A 13,686-nucleotide genomic window follows, 5' to 3' on the forward strand; every position below is an offset into this window, starting at 1 on the left:
AATCTGCAAAAGTGACAATCGCGGCGTTCACGCGGGGGCCCGGCTATGCCATGGCGGTCCGCGATGGCGACAGCATGGCAAGGCGAGCAGGGGCTTGAACAGGCAAGGGCGGAACTGCGCCGCCTGTTCGGTTTCGACGATTTTCGCGGCGTGCAGCCGCAGGTTCTGGCGCGGGTGCTGGCCGGGCAATCGACTCTGGCGGTCATGCCCACCGGCGCGGGGAAGTCGCTGACATACCAGCTTCCGGCGACGATGCTGCCGGGCACCTGCCTGGTGGTCAGCCCTCTCATCGCGCTGATGCACGACCAACTTCGCGCCGCGCGAGCCAACGGGATCGAGGCGGCGACGCTGACCAGCGTGGACGCTGACTGGCGCGAGACGATCGATCGGTTCCGCGCGGGCGCGCTGGATCTGCTCTACGTCGCGCCCGAACGCGCCAGCCAGCCGGGTTTCCGCGATCTGCTCGCTTCCGCCCCGCTTGCCCTGTTCGCGGTGGACGAGGCGCACTGCGTGTCCGAATGGGGCCACGATTTCCGCCCCGACTATCGCCAGTTGCGCGGCCTGATGGATGCCTTCCCCCAGGTGCCGCGCCTTGCGCTCACTGCCACGGCCGATGCGCATACGCGCGCCGACATCCTGGAACAGCTCGGCATTCCGCGCGACGGGCTGGTTCTGGCCGGGTTCGACCGGCCCAATATCCGTTATGCCATGCGCCATCGCGACAATCCGGTGCGCCAGCTGACTGCGCTGATGGCGGAAGAGCCGGGGCCGGGGATCGTCTATGCGCCTACGCGCCGCAAGGTGGAGGATCTGGCCGAAAAGCTCGCGGCCGCGACCGGGCGCCCGGTGCGCCCCTATCACGCCGGGCTCGACCCCGCGGTCCGGGCGGAGAACCAGGCCGATTTCGTCGCCAGCGAAGACATGGTGATCGTCGCCACCGTCGCCTTCGGCATGGGGATCGACAAGCCCGACGTCCGCTTCGTGGCGCATGCCGGCATCCCCAAGTCGATAGAGGGGTATTATCAGGAAACGGGTCGCGCCGGGCGCGATGGCGATCCGGCGCGCGCGGTCATGCTGTGGGGGGCGGGCGACTTCGCCACTGCACGCCAGCGTCTGTCGGAAATCGAGGAAGCGCGTCGTGCGGGGGAACGTGCGCGGCTCGATGCCCTCGCCGGACTGGTGGAGACCGCCGGTTGCCGGCGCGCCGTGCTGCTGCGCCATTTCGGCGAGGATCCGCCGGCATCCTGCGGAAACTGCGACAATTGCCTGACCCCTCCGCAAGTGACCGACGCGACGGAGGCGGCACGCAAGCTGCTGTCCGCCGCCTATCGTACCGGGCAGACGTTCGGTTTCGGGCATTTGCAGAAAGTGCTCACCGGCGTCGATGACGAACGGGTGCGTCAGCGCGGGCACGACAGGTTGAGCGTGTTCGGCATCGTCGAGGGGGAGGAAGCGCGGCTGCTGCAGCCCCTGGCCCGCGCACTGCAGGCGCGCGGGGCCCTGGTCGCGACCGAGCACGGCGGGCTTGCCCTGGGCGGCGACGCGCGTGCGATCCTGAAAGGGGATCAGGCGGTTGCCATCGTCGTCCCCCCACGCGCGGAGCGTCGCCGGCGGCGCGAGGAAAGCCCCAATCCGGTCGGCGATCCGCTGTTCGATGCCCTGCGCGAGCTACGCCGCGAACTTGCGCTGGAGGCGCAGGTGCCGCCCTATGTCGTGTTTCACGACGCCACCTTGCGCGAAATGGCCGCGCGCCGGCCCGCGACACTGGCGGAGCTGGGCGAAGTCGGCGGGGTCGGGGCGAAAAAGCTGGACGCTTACGGCGCGCGCTTCCTCGATACGATCAGGCGACATTGACCGAGGCGATAAATTGATATAAATATAATATCATAATTATATCATCGCAGGGTTACATCAAACACGGGGGATCGCCATGTCCGACTTTCTCAAAGGAATGAACGTCAGCCGCGAAAGCGGGGCGCATTCGTACAGCGGCTATCCGATGCTGCTTGTTCTCCTCGCCCTGATTGCACTTGCGGCATGGGCGCTGCTTGGCGCGGCCCCCGGCTTCGATGCGGGTAAGGGCGAGAAGCTGCTGTTCGTCGGGGCCATTGTGGGATCGGCGATCGCGTTGCTGCTGCTCCTTTGCGGGTTCTTCATGATCCAGCCGAATCAGGCCGGCGTGATCACGCTGTTCGGCGAATATCGGGGAACCGAGCGGCGCGAGGGGCTGCGCTGGGTCTGGCCGTGGATGATGCGGCACAAGATTTCGGTCCGTGCGCGCAACATCCATTCGGAACGGGTCAAGATCAACGATTTGCGCGGCAATCCGATCGAAATCGCCTGCAATGTCGTCTGGCGCGTGGCGGACACTGCGCAGGCCAGCTTCGATGTCGACGATTACAAGGAATTCGTGAACATCCAGATCGAAGCCGGGCTGCGCACGGTCGGCTCGCGCTATCCCTACGACGATCTGGAAAACGAGGACGTGACGCTGCGCGGCAGCGCCGATGTGGTCAATCGCGAGCTGCTGGAAGAACTCAACGAGCGGTTGAGGGTTGCCGGCATTCTGGTGGACGAGGCTGGCCTGACCCATCTCGCCTATGCGTCGGAAATCGCCAGCGTCATGCTGCGCCGTCAGCAGGCCGAGGCGGTGATTGCCGCGCGTTCGAAACTGGTCATGGGTGCCGTCGGCATGGTCGAAGATGCGCTGACCAAACTGAGCGAGGACAACATCGTCAACCTCGACGACGAACGCCGTGCGGCGATGGTGTCCAACCTCATGGTGGTTCTTTGCGGCGACCGGGAAGCGCATCCCGTCGTCAACGCCGGATCGCTTTACCAGTAGGGCCGTTCACCCCACCGATGCCCGCCAGGAAAGCCTTCGCCCTCCGTCTCGACCCGGCCATTCACGCCGCGGTCGAGCGGCTCGCCGCGACCGAACTGCGCAGCGCCAATGCGCAGATCGAGGTGCTGCTGCGCGAGGCGTTGAAAGAGCGGGGGATCGATGTGCGGCCGTCCGCGCCGCCACGCCGGGGCCGCCCGCCTTCCGGCGCCGCGGGGAGCTGACCTGGCAGGTGCATCGCGCGTGTTTAGCCGGGCGTTAACCCATTGGACTTAACGCGAACGCCATGGATATTTGCGCTCGCACCTCGCCCCTTCGCAATTCCGCCGCGTTGGCTGCCGCAATCGGCGCGCTGGCCGTCGCCGCGATCCCTGCCGCCGCACTGTTCGCCCAGCCCGGTTCCGCCCCGTTCACCGTGGTGGAAAGCGGCACGGGCTACGCCACGCTGCAACAGGCGGTCGAAGCGATCGGGACCGGCGAAGGCACGATCGCGATCGCCAGCGGAACCTATCGCCAGTGTGCGGTGCAGGAAGGGGGATCGATTTCCTATCTGGCCGCCGAACCGGGCAAGGCGGTGTTCGACGGCAAGACTTGCGAAGGCAAGGCCGCGCTGGTTCTGCGCGGCCGTGCGGCCAAGGTATCCGGCCTGGTTTTTCGCCGCATGGCCGTGCCCGATTACAACGGCGCGGGCATCCGGCTGGAGCAGGGCGATCTTACCGTTGCGCAATCGTGGTTCGCCGATAGCCAGCAGGGTATCCTGACGGCGAATGACCCTTCGGGCCGGATCGTGATCGACAAATCGACCTTTTCCGGCCTTGGCACGTGCGAAGGCGACGGGGGCTGTGCGCATTCGATCTATATCGGCGATTACGGCCACCTGCGCGTGACCCGCAGCCGCTTCGAACGCGGGACCGGCGGCCACTATGTCAAGGCGCGCGCGGGACGGGTGGACATCGCGGCTTCCAGCTTCGACGATTCTGCCGGGCGGGGCACCAACTACATGATCGACCTGCCCGCAGGCGCGACCGGCCAGATCACCAACAACTGGTTCGTCCAGGGCCGCGACAAGGAAAATTACTCCGCCTTCATCGCCGTGGGTGCGGAGGAGATCAACCACAGCTCGGACGGATTGCAGATCGCCGGGAACGACGCGCGCTTCGTGCCGGCGCTCAACCGCAATTCGACGTTCGTGGCCGACTGGACGGGGGCCCGCCTCGCCATTGGCGACAACGCGCTCGGCACCGGCATCGAGCGATTCGAGCGGCGTTGACCGGAACTTCCCGCGCGCTCTACGGGTTGTAGCCGCGAAAGAGGTGATTTCCGATGGCAGGCGGCTGGGCCCGTGACGGGGCCGTGCAGGATCAGATCGACGATACGGTGAGCGATGCGGTGCGCGCCGCGCGCACCCGGATGCCCAGCGGCGAAAGCGCCGAATACTGCGACATTTGTGGCGAGGATATCCCGGAAAAACGCCGCAAGGCCCTGCCCGGCGTGCGCACCTGCATCGCCTGCCAGTCCGCACGCGATGCCCAGACGCGAAGCTCCGGCATTAATCGCCGGGGCAGCAAGGACAGTCAGCTACGCTAATTTCCGGCCCGCGCGGGTCGGATGATCGCGGTCATATCAGCAGGTGACCCGACCGGTCGCGCTTGGTCGCGAGGTAGCGGGCATTGTGCGGGTTGTCGGGCAGCTGGTGCGCGATCCGCTCGGTCACCGTGATCCCGCTGGCGGCAAGCGCATCGACCTTGGCGGGGTTGTTGGTCATCAGCCGGATCTCGTGCACGCCCAGCAGCTCCAGCATCCGTGCCGCGACCGGGAAGTCGCGCGCCTCGTCCGGCAGGCCGAGCCTGCGGTTGGCATCGACTGTGTCGAACCCCTGATCCTGCAGGCGATAGGCGCGCAGCTTGTTGACCAGGCCGATCCCGCGCCCTTCCTGCCGCAGGTAGAGCAGCACGCCCCAGCCGCCGCGTTCCGCCTCGTGCGCCATCGCGTGCAGCGCAGCGTCGAGCTGCGGCCCGCAATCGCACTTGAGGCTGCCGAGGATGTCGCCGGTAAGGCATTCGGAGTGCAGCCGGACCAGCGGGGCCGCATCGGATCGCTGCTCCCCGATGATCAGCGCGACGTGTTCGCGCATATCGTCGGCGCTGCGGAAGGCGACGATCTCGGCATCTTCGCTGGCCGAAACCGGCAGCCGGGCGCGAGTCGATATCGCCAGCGCCGAAGCGTCGGCCCAGACGTCGAGATCGGACACCGCCACCGGTTGCGCTTCGCCGGCCTGATCGGGATCGACCAGAAATGCCGGGAGAATGCCCGCAATCCGCGCCAGTTCGAGCGCAGCCACTGCATGCTCCGCCCACGCAAGCTCTTCGGCGCGAAACGGCCCCTTCAGCGGGGACCGCAGATCGAGCGCCGGGTCCGCCACCGGCAGCGCCGCTGACAGGTCGAACGGTTCTGCGCCGCGGATCAGCACGGGGGCATGAGGCTCCGCCGCCGCGCGCTGGTTGGCGAGTTTCAGCGTTTCGGCGCGCGCTGCGGAAATCAGCATCCGGTCCGCGCTCGCCTGCCGCGCGATCGCGGTTTCGACCGGTAGCAGAACCGGCCCACCCTCCATCGCAAGCGGCCAGCCGTGGCGCAGGGCGTCGATCGCCTGCGCCACCCGCCGCGCGGGAGATGGCCCTGAGGCCGTCAGAGATCGAACTCCGTGATCAGCGGCACGTGGTCGCTCGGGCTTTCCCAGCGCCGCGTTTCTTCCACGAAACGGTGGCTGGTCGCCTGCCGCGCCAGGTCCGGGCTGGCCCACATGTGATCGAGCCGCCGCCCCTGATCCTTCTGCCGCCAGAAACTGCGGTAGGACCACCAGGAATAATTGCGTTCCGGTGCGGGGATGAACGTGCGCCCAAGATCGACCCAGCCATGCGCATCGCGGAACCGGCCCAGCGTTTCCACCTCCACCGGCGTATGGCTGACCACCTTGAGCAGGGCCTTGTGATCGTAAACGTCGCATTCCAGCGGCGCGATGTTGAAATCGCCGACGATCACGGTGGGCCGGTCGATCGCATCGGCCCAGCGGGTCATCCGGTCGAGGAAGTCGAGCTTCTGCCCGAACTTGGGATTGACGGTGCGGTCGGCGACATCGCCGCCGGCCGGGATATAGACGTTTTCCAGCACCACGCCCTGACCGGCGCCGAGCAGCTCGACCCCGACGTGCCGCGCCTCCCCATTATCCTGCCAGTCGTGGCGGGAAAATTCGCGCAGCGGCAGCCGGCTGACCGTGGCGACACCGTGATAGCCCTTCTGCCCGTGAACGGCCTGGTGGACATAGCCCATGTCGGCCAGCGCCTGCGCCGGGAACTGGCTTTCCTGACACTTGATCTCCTGCAAACAGAGCACATCGGGTGCCTGTTCCTCGATCACGCGCTTGACCTGCTCGATACGCAGGCGGACCGAATTGATGTTCCAGGTGGCAATAGACAGCATGGTCCGGCCTTAGGTGCCCGAATCGCCAGCGGCAAGCCGGTGGAATGCCTGATCGCCCCCCGGCATTTCCGCATGGCAACAAAAAACCCTCGTGCCGGGGGCATTGGCACGAGGGTTCCATGTTAGCGTTCGTCACGCTGTTACAAGACAGCTTTTCTTGCGAGAGCAGGGCAACAGGGGGGAGACCCGCCTCGCGCCGTCTTGCAAAGCCAAGATAGGCATTGGTGGCTTTCTAACCAATGAACGACACGCGGCATCTCGTCGCAATCGCCGAACGTCGCGGCTTGAAAGCGTTCAGCGCGGGCGGCGGGTGGATCGGCGCGGGTCCCGATAGGTGAACGCGCTGTCGGCCACCGCAATGCCGTAGCGATGATTGCGCAGGCGCACGGTCGTGCGGTTGTTCTGCGCGTCGAGCGCAACCCAGTTCGTCAGTTCCAGACCGCCGGGGGCGGCGGCATTGCGCGTGAAAATCAGGGTGATCACGCCGAATTGCGGCTTGTTCACGTCCCGCACCTGAACGCTGACGACATTCGGATGCTGGGTCGGAACCAGCTTGCCGTAACGCTTCACGTCGCGCGCCGGATCGAGCAGGGCACCGAGCGGCGAATCGGAGATCGGCCAGCGTTCGACCTGGTTCACCTCGTAATCGATCATGGTGAACGACTTGCCGTTGGAAACCAGCAGCAGCGGCACCCCGTCTTCGTACTGGAAGCGGATCTTGCCCGGCCGTTTCAGCGTCATCTCACCGGAAACCGTGCGCCCCTTGCGATCGGTCTGGGTGAAGTCGGCCTTCATCGTCGAAATATCGCGCAGGGCGGCAACCGCACGGTCGAGATCGCCCTCCGCCGCCGCGACCGGCGCTGTCGGCGCGACCAGGGCGGCAGGAACGGCGAGCGCGAACGCCGCAGCGATCGCGATACCACGCGGCAGGCCAGCGGGCCGATGGGAAAATACGCGGTGCGCCAGGCGGCGCAGCGGGTTTGCGGTGATCTTGTGCACTGTCATGCTCCGTGAGTTAGGGCTGGAGCATTGAACCGCCGCTGAATTCATCCGGTTCCGGCGATTCAGCTTACTTGATCTTCGCTTCCTTGAACTCGACGTGCTTGCGCACGACGGGATCGTACTTGCGGAAGGTCATCTTCTCGGTGATGTTCCGGGGATTCTTCTTCGTCACGTAGTAGAAGCCCGTGTCGGCAGTCGAGACGAGCTTGATCTTGACGGTTGCGGGCTTCGCCATGGCGTGTTCCTAAAAGATCGACAGGGGGCCGCCCGACGCCGTCGGACCTGCCCGAAAAAATACAGGCGGCGCGCACGGCACCGCCCTTCCGGCGCGCCCATTGGGCGATTCACCGGCGAAAGTCAAGCGCGCACCGCGTTACCAGTCGACCTTGCCGCGCCCTGCCTTGATCGCGCCGCGCGCCTTCTTGGTCTTGAGCCGCTTGACCTTGCCCACCCGGTTCACCCGGCTTTTCGCCCGTTTGCGCGGCGGGGTCAGCGCATCGCCGAGCAGCGCCGACAGCCGTTCGCGCGCTGCCTCCCGATTCTGTTCCTGCGTGCGATATTCGCGCGCGGTCAGCACGATCTCGCCCCGCTGCGTCATGCGGCTGCCGGCGATTTCCTTCAGCCGCTCGAACGCTTCGGGCGGCATCCCAAGGGCAAAGACATCGACTCGCAGCTGCACCGCGGTTGCCACCTTGTTGACGTTCTGCCCACCCGGGCCACTGGCGGCGATGAACTTCTCTTCCGCGATCTCCAGCGCAAGATCGACGATTCTACCCATCGGCGAAACCGAGTGCTCCGAAATCCGGGGGAAGGGGTGCGACAGCCTCGATCGCCGGCTTGCCCTGGCGCTGGACGACCAGCCCGGCGGCATGGAGCATCGTGCGTCCAGCCCCCTTGCCGGTGCCGTAAACGGGATCGCCCAGCAGCGGGATGCCGATACCGCTGGCGGCATGGACGCGGATCTGATGCGTGCGCCCGGTTTCCGGCGTAAATTCGACCAGTGTGCGCCCGCCGCAGCGCGAAAGGGTGCGCCAGTGCGTCAGCGAGGGCTTGCCCTTCTTCGCCGGTATCATGCGCCAGCCTTTTTCCGCGCTGCTGATCTTGCTCAGCGACAGTTCGATCGTGCCCGTTTCGTCCGCCGGCTCGCCGTCGAGAATGCCGAGGTATCGCTTGTCCACCAGCCGATTTTCGAAAGCGCCGGCGAATCGTTTCAGCGCCTTGGGATTGCGCGCCAGCAGCAGACAGCCCGAGGTATCGGTATCGAGCCGGTGCACCGCGACCGGCGCGCGCTGGAAGCCGAGCTTGAGCGTATCGAGGTGATCCTCCAGCGATGCGCCACCCTTGCGGGGGCGCTCAATCGGCAGACCGCCGGGCTTGTCGATCACCAGCGCTTCGCCGTCTTCGAAGAGAATATCGATGTTCATATAAGTTCAGCCCGTAGCAGGCCGCGCAGGGCATTGCCGACAAGAAATCCGCTTTCGAGGTCGTCGAGGGTCAATTCGGCCTCTCGCGCACGATTGTCGGCGATCAGCGCCTCCCGCCCGACGCCGGGCAGCAGGCCGATCCGGGCGGGCGGCGTGTCGAGCATATCGCCGCGTTGATAGAAGATGTTGGTGAAGCTGCCTTCGGTCACCAGCCCATCGTCGCGCACGAAGATCGCCTCGTTCGCCCCGGCATCGCGCGCGACGGACAGTGCCTCCTGGTAAAATCCGCGATCAGTGGTCTTGTGCCGCAGCCGCCAGTCGCCCGGATCGACCGGTAGCGGCAGTGCGATGCAGCGCACGGGGCCTTCGGACAGGGGCGGAATATCGCCGGCCTCCAGCGCGATCGCCCCGCTGCGCGATGCCAGCAGCCGCACGCGCGATTCGCGCTCCAGTTCGAAACACAGCGCCTGGATGCGGTTGCGCGCCGCGTGCCGATCGAACGCGAAGCCGAATGCGGCGGCGCTGGCCTTCATCCGTTCCAGGTGTCCTTCGATCAGCGCGATACCTTCTTCGGGGGTGAAGCGCATCGTTTCGATCAGGTCGAAGCCGGGCGCGCACCCGGCGGCCGAGCTGCGCCGGGCGAAGTCTCCCTTCAGCACGGCCTCGCGCCACTCGGTCAGGGGGGCGCTGTCGGCGACAATGGCCGATCCCACGCCAAGCACGGCGCTGCCCTGCGCATTCTCGATCGGGGTCAGCCGCAGGGTGCGGATGGCGACGTTGAAGGCGGCATCGCCCCCGTTTCCATCCCGGGCCGGCCCGATCCGCCCGATTGCCCCGCAGTAGGGGCCGCGCGCATCGCGCTCGACTTCGGCGATCAGTTCCATGGCACGAATCTTGGGCGCGCCGGTGATCGAGCCGCAGGGGAACATTGCCCGCACCAGGTCCGCCGCGCCGCGCCCTTCGGCCATCCGCGCGCGTACCGTGGTCACCATCTGATGAACCGTGGGATAGCTTTCGACCGCGAACGGCGCATCGACCCGGACGCTGCCCGGTTCCGCCACGCGGCTGAGGTCGTTGCGCAGCAGGTCGACGATCATCAGGTTTTCCGCTCGGTCCTTCGCGGAGCCGGCCAGTTCTTCCGCCAGCGCGCGGTCGCGTGCCGGGTCGTCCGCCCGCGGGCGGGTGCCCTTCATCGGCTTGGCCTTGGCCTCGCGCCCTTTCAACGACGCAAACAGTTCGGGCGAAAGGCTGAGCAGCCAGTGCTGACCGTCGAACACCATTCCGCCGTATCCCGCCTGCGCGGCCGGGCGCAGCGCGGCATAGAGCCCCTGGGGATCGCCGCGATACGAACCGGCAAGCGGGAACGTAAGGTTCGCCTGATAGATCTCGCCCGCGCGGATCGCATCCTGCAACCGCGCGAATGCCGCCGTATATGCACCCGGCGATATCTGCGGGTCGAGCGGTCCGAGCGCGACCTCTCCCGAAGCGCGGGCGGCGAGCCACCCATCGACTTCACTCGCGGGAATCACGGTTTCGCGTGCGAACAGGCCCAGCCAAACCAGCGGACCGGCACTGCCGCTGCGCGCTTCGGCCAAGGGCATCAGCCTGGGTTCGAGAGCCAGCCCCGCTTCGTATGCGATAAAGCCCGCCAGCCATCCGCCGCGCTCCGCCCGGGCGGCATCCGCAGCCTGCAGGGTCGCCGCCACCTCGCCCGGTCGCCGCGCGACGAAAACTTCGGCGGGGTCTTCGTAAAGGTGCGCGTCGGCGGGGCTTTCGCCGCGCGCATCGTCCAGCAATACAAAGGGAACTTGGTCCGGCATCCGGCCAGCCTTAGGGGCAGCGGGAAAATACGCCAAGCCGCGAACTTGACCGCGCGCGATGCCGTGGGCCATGCCCGGCGGAGACGATGGCGGGAGACTACGTGGTGAGTGATATCTTTCTCGGGCTGGGCGGAAATGGCGAGAAGCAGTTTCTCGATCTCTCGCGCGCCAACCGGCACGGGCTGATCGCCGGGGCAACCGGCACCGGCAAGACGGTGACCCTGCAGGGCCTGGCCGAAAGCTTTTCCGCCAATGGCGTGCCGGTCTTCGTGGCCGATGTGAAAGGCGACCTGTCGGGGATCGCCATGGCCGGATCGCCCACGTTCAAGAATGCCGACAAGCTGGAGGAACGGGCGAAGGAGCTGGGCATGGACGACTATGCCTATTCCGACAATCCGGCGGTGTTCTGGGATCTCTACGGCGAACAGGGGCACCCGATCCGCACGACGATTTCGGAAATGGGGCCGCTGCTGCTCGCGCGTCTGCTCGATCTCAATGACACGCAGGAAGGCGTGCTGCAGATCGTGTTCCGCCATGCCGACGACAATGGCCTGCTGCTGCTCGATCTGGGCGACCTGCAGGCGATGCTGGCCCACTGCGCCGAAAATGCGAAGGACCTGAGCGCGAAGTACGGCAATGTCAGCCGCGCCAGTGTCGGGGCGATCCAGCGCCAGCTGCTTAGTTTTGAAAGCCAGGGGGCCGATCGCTTTTTCGGCGAGCCGGCGCTGGAGATCGACGACTTCCTCAAGTGTGACGATCAGGGACGCGGCTTTGTCAACGTGCTGGCGGCGGACAAGCTGATGCGCAGCCCCAAGCTCTACGCCACCTTCCTGCTCTGGCTGCTGGCCGAACTGTTCGAAAGCCTGCCCGAGGTCGGCGACCCGGAAAAGCCGAAGCTGGTGTTCTTCTTCGACGAGGCGCACCTGCTGTTCGACGATGCGCCCAAAGCGCTGGAAGACAAGATCGAACAGGTCGTGCGCCTGATCCGCTCGAAAGGGGTGGGCGTGTTCTTCGTCACCCAGAACCCGATCGACATTCCCGAAGAAGTGGCCGGCCAGCTCGGCAACCGGGTCCAGCACGCGCTGCGCGCCTTCACCCCGCGCGACCAGCGCGCGATCAGGGCCGCGGCCGAAACCTTCCGTATCAATCCCGATCTCGACGTGGAACAGGCGATCACCGAGCTGAAAGTGGGCGAGGCGCTGGTTTCCACCCTGCTCGAAGACGGTGCGCCCTCGGTCGTTCAGCGCACGCTGATCAAGCCGCCACGCAGCCGGCTGGGCCCGGTAAGCGCGAAGGAACGCGCCATCGTGCAATCGGTAAGCCCGTTCGACGGCAAGTACGACACCGCGATCGACCGCGAAAGTGCGGAGGAAGTGCTGGCGCAAAAGGCCCTCGATGCTGCCGCCACGGCGGAGGAAGTCGAGGAGAAAGGGCGCGAGGAAGTGGAGAAGCGCCCCCGCAAGAGCACTTCGATCTGGAGCAAGGCGATGAAGCGCGCGATTGGCGCAGCCACCAGCTCGGGCGCCGCGATTGCGGCCAGTGCGATCACCGGCAAGCGTTCGCGCGCCAATCCGATGAAGACCGCCGCCAGTTCGGGCCTCGGTTCGATCGCCACCGATCTGGCGGGGCCGCTCGCCGGGCGCTTCGTGCGCAATATCATCGGCGGCCTGATGCGATAGAGCCGGTTTCGGCGAGGTTGTAGCGGTACCCGGCCGCGATCAGCCTGTCGGCAGCCGGATTTCCCCGCGCAGGCCGCCTTCTTCGCGGTTCGCCAGTACCAGTTCGCCGTCATGCTGTTCGGCAATTGCGCGGGCGAGCGTGAGGCCGAGGCCGGCACCGCCGGTGGCGCGATTGCGCGAGGCTTCGCCGCGAGTGAACGGCTCCAGCATATCGGCGATCCGGTCGGGCGCGATACCGGGGCCGCGATCGTCGACGCGCAGGATCACGCGTTCGCCCTCGCGCAGCAGCGAGACTTCGGCTTCCCCGCCATAGCGCACGGCATTGGCGATCAGATTCCGCAAGCCTCTGCGCAGCCAGGTGATGTAAACGGGCAGGGCCGTGCGCACCGTGGGCCCCAGGGTGACCGGATCGCCCATATCCTCGAACTCTTCGACGACGGCGGCGGTCAGGGCGGCCAGATCGACCCGTTCGGGCGGTTCGCTGGCGCGGCCGACACGGGCAAGCGAGAGAATGTCGTCGAGCGAGCGGGTAATATCCTCGATCCCCGCGGCCATCTTCTGGCGCTCGCTTTCATCCTCCACCGATTCGATGCGCACGCGCAATGCCGCCAGCGGTGTCTTGAGATCGTGCCCGATCGCGCCGAGCATGACGTCCTTTTCATCGAGCAGCGCGGCGATGCGCGCTTCCATCGCGTTGTGGGCGGAAATCAGCCGGCGCACATCGTGCGGGCCGCGCGGTTCCAGTTGCCCATCGGCATTCTGCGTGCGGGCGAATTTCTCGGTCCGGGTGGTCAGCGCCGCGAGCGGGCCGGTGATCCGCCGCAGCAGAAGAAAGTGCAGGCCGACCAGCAGGGCGTAGATCACCAGCGTCTGGACGAGGATCGAACCGAGGACCCCGCGCTGCGGCGAAGGGAGCGGCACGCGCGCGACGACCCAGTGATCTTCGCCCGGCTGCCTCAGGGCGGCCACGACCAGGCGCCGGTCCGGCCCGTTACTGCGCAGCAGCCGGGCCCGCAGGCGCGGGCGACCGTCGACATAGGGATCTCGCGCCAGCGGGCGTTCGACCACGATCATGTCGTCCACGACCATCCCGTGGCTTTCGACCAGCGAACGCAGGGTGGCGGTGCGATCCGCGTCTTCGACATCGCCCGGCAGCGGCGCAAACGCGGGAACCCGCTCGATCCGCAGTGCCCGTACCCAGCGTTCAGCGTCGCCGCGTTCCATTGCGCGCGGTCGTCTGTCGCCGCGCTCTTCCCGCGGCTGACTGCGAACCACGAGCGAAAATGCGGCCGCGTTCATCACGGCTGCCTCGCGCCGGGCCTCCGCCGCGCGCCACAGCAATCCTGCCGAGATCGCCTGGGCAAGCAGCAGGACGACCGCCACTGCCAGCAGCATCTGGCCCATCAGGCTGCGCGGCCACAGGCGCATGGACAGGCGCATCG

Annotated in this window: 14 protein-coding genes; 6 read left to right on the forward strand and 8 right to left on the reverse strand. The window is 66.6% G+C overall.

What is annotated here, in order from left to right; translation table 11 throughout:
- Window positions 1-63: 63 nt before the first annotated feature.
- The 5 genes from recQ to AM2010_RS12355 all read left to right on the forward strand — a co-directional run bounded on the left by recQ (window position 64) and on the right by AM2010_RS12355 (window position 4,429).
- Entirely contained in the window at window positions 64-1,854 is a 1,791-nt protein-coding gene (gene recQ, locus AM2010_RS12335) for a DNA helicase RecQ (RefSeq protein ID WP_047807323.1), read from the forward strand.
- Window positions 1,855-1,930: 76 nt separating this feature from the next.
- Window positions 1,931-2,845 carry an SPFH domain-containing protein gene (locus tag AM2010_RS12340; RefSeq protein WP_047807324.1) on the forward strand — a complete coding sequence of 305 codons (915 nt, stop codon included), beginning with the start codon at window positions 1,931-1,933 and terminating at the stop codon, window positions 2,843-2,845.
- Window positions 2,846-2,862: 17 nt separating this feature from the next.
- Entirely contained in the window at window positions 2,863-3,066 is a 204-nt protein-coding gene (locus AM2010_RS12345; RefSeq protein WP_047807325.1) for a type II toxin-antitoxin system antitoxin, read from the forward strand.
- A gap of 62 nt (window positions 3,067-3,128) precedes the next feature.
- A complete protein-coding gene (locus tag AM2010_RS12350; RefSeq protein WP_047807326.1) occupies window positions 3,129-4,112 on the forward strand; it encodes a right-handed parallel beta-helix repeat-containing protein in 984 nt (327 codons plus the stop codon).
- 53 nt (window positions 4,113-4,165) lie between these two features.
- Complete coding sequence (locus AM2010_RS12355; protein ID WP_047807327.1) at window positions 4,166-4,429, forward strand: DksA/TraR family C4-type zinc finger protein; 264 nt, start codon at window positions 4,166-4,168, stop codon at window positions 4,427-4,429.
- A gap of 31 nt (window positions 4,430-4,460) precedes the next feature.
- On the opposite strand, the gene ribA is transcribed toward AM2010_RS12355, so the two are convergent.
- The 7 genes from ribA to pabB form a co-directional block, all read right to left on the reverse strand.
- Window positions 4,461-5,498 (reverse strand): GTP cyclohydrolase II, encoded by a 1,038-nt coding sequence (gene ribA / locus AM2010_RS12360; protein ID WP_236699463.1) that lies wholly within the window; start codon window positions 5,496-5,498, stop codon window positions 4,461-4,463.
- Between the two features lie 29 nt (window positions 5,499-5,527).
- Window positions 5,528-6,319, reverse strand: coding sequence for an exodeoxyribonuclease III (locus AM2010_RS14440; protein WP_047807328.1), 792 nt, complete (start codon window positions 6,317-6,319; stop codon window positions 5,528-5,530).
- Between the two features lie 294 nt (window positions 6,320-6,613).
- Entirely contained in the window at window positions 6,614-7,324 is a 711-nt protein-coding gene (locus AM2010_RS12370) for a LolA family protein (protein ID WP_082132921.1), read from the reverse strand.
- A 64-nt stretch (window positions 7,325-7,388) separates the two neighbouring features.
- Window positions 7,389-7,556 carry a 50S ribosomal protein L33 gene (rpmG, locus tag AM2010_RS12375; RefSeq protein WP_010233410.1) on the reverse strand — a complete coding sequence of 56 codons (168 nt, stop codon included), beginning with the start codon at window positions 7,554-7,556 and terminating at the stop codon, window positions 7,389-7,391.
- 138 nt (window positions 7,557-7,694) lie between these two features.
- Window positions 7,695-8,099, reverse strand: a complete 405-nt coding sequence (arfB, locus tag AM2010_RS12380) for an alternative ribosome rescue aminoacyl-tRNA hydrolase ArfB (protein WP_047807329.1) — start codon at window positions 8,097-8,099, stop codon at window positions 7,695-7,697.
- Window positions 8,092-8,745, reverse strand: a complete 654-nt coding sequence (locus AM2010_RS12385; protein WP_047807330.1) for an RluA family pseudouridine synthase — start codon at window positions 8,743-8,745, stop codon at window positions 8,092-8,094. The genes arfB and AM2010_RS12385 overlap by 8 nt, the downstream gene beginning before the upstream one ends.
- On the reverse strand, window positions 8,742-10,565 hold the full coding sequence (gene pabB / locus AM2010_RS12390; RefSeq protein ID WP_047807331.1) for an aminodeoxychorismate synthase component I: 1,824 nt from the start codon (window positions 10,563-10,565) through the stop codon (window positions 8,742-8,744). Before pabB ends, AM2010_RS12385 begins: the two co-directional genes overlap by 4 nt.
- A 104-nt stretch (window positions 10,566-10,669) precedes the next feature.
- On the opposite strand from pabB, the gene AM2010_RS12395 reads away from it, so the two are divergent.
- Window positions 10,670-12,244: a helicase HerA-like domain-containing protein gene (locus AM2010_RS12395; RefSeq protein ID WP_047807967.1), complete on the forward strand. Its 1,575-nt coding sequence runs from the start codon at window positions 10,670-10,672 to the stop codon at window positions 12,242-12,244.
- Window positions 12,245-12,283: 39 nt separating this feature from the next.
- Here the strand turns inward: AM2010_RS12395 and AM2010_RS12400 are convergent, their stop codons facing one another.
- A complete protein-coding gene (locus AM2010_RS12400; protein WP_047807332.1) occupies window positions 12,284-13,684 on the reverse strand; it encodes a sensor histidine kinase in 1,401 nt (466 codons plus the stop codon).
- Between the last annotated feature and the right edge of the window lie 2 nt (window positions 13,685-13,686).

Origin of the sequence: Pelagerythrobacter marensis (genome assembly GCF_001028625.1) — a bacterium.
GTDB lineage: Bacteria > Pseudomonadota > Alphaproteobacteria > Sphingomonadales > Sphingomonadaceae > Pelagerythrobacter > Pelagerythrobacter marensis.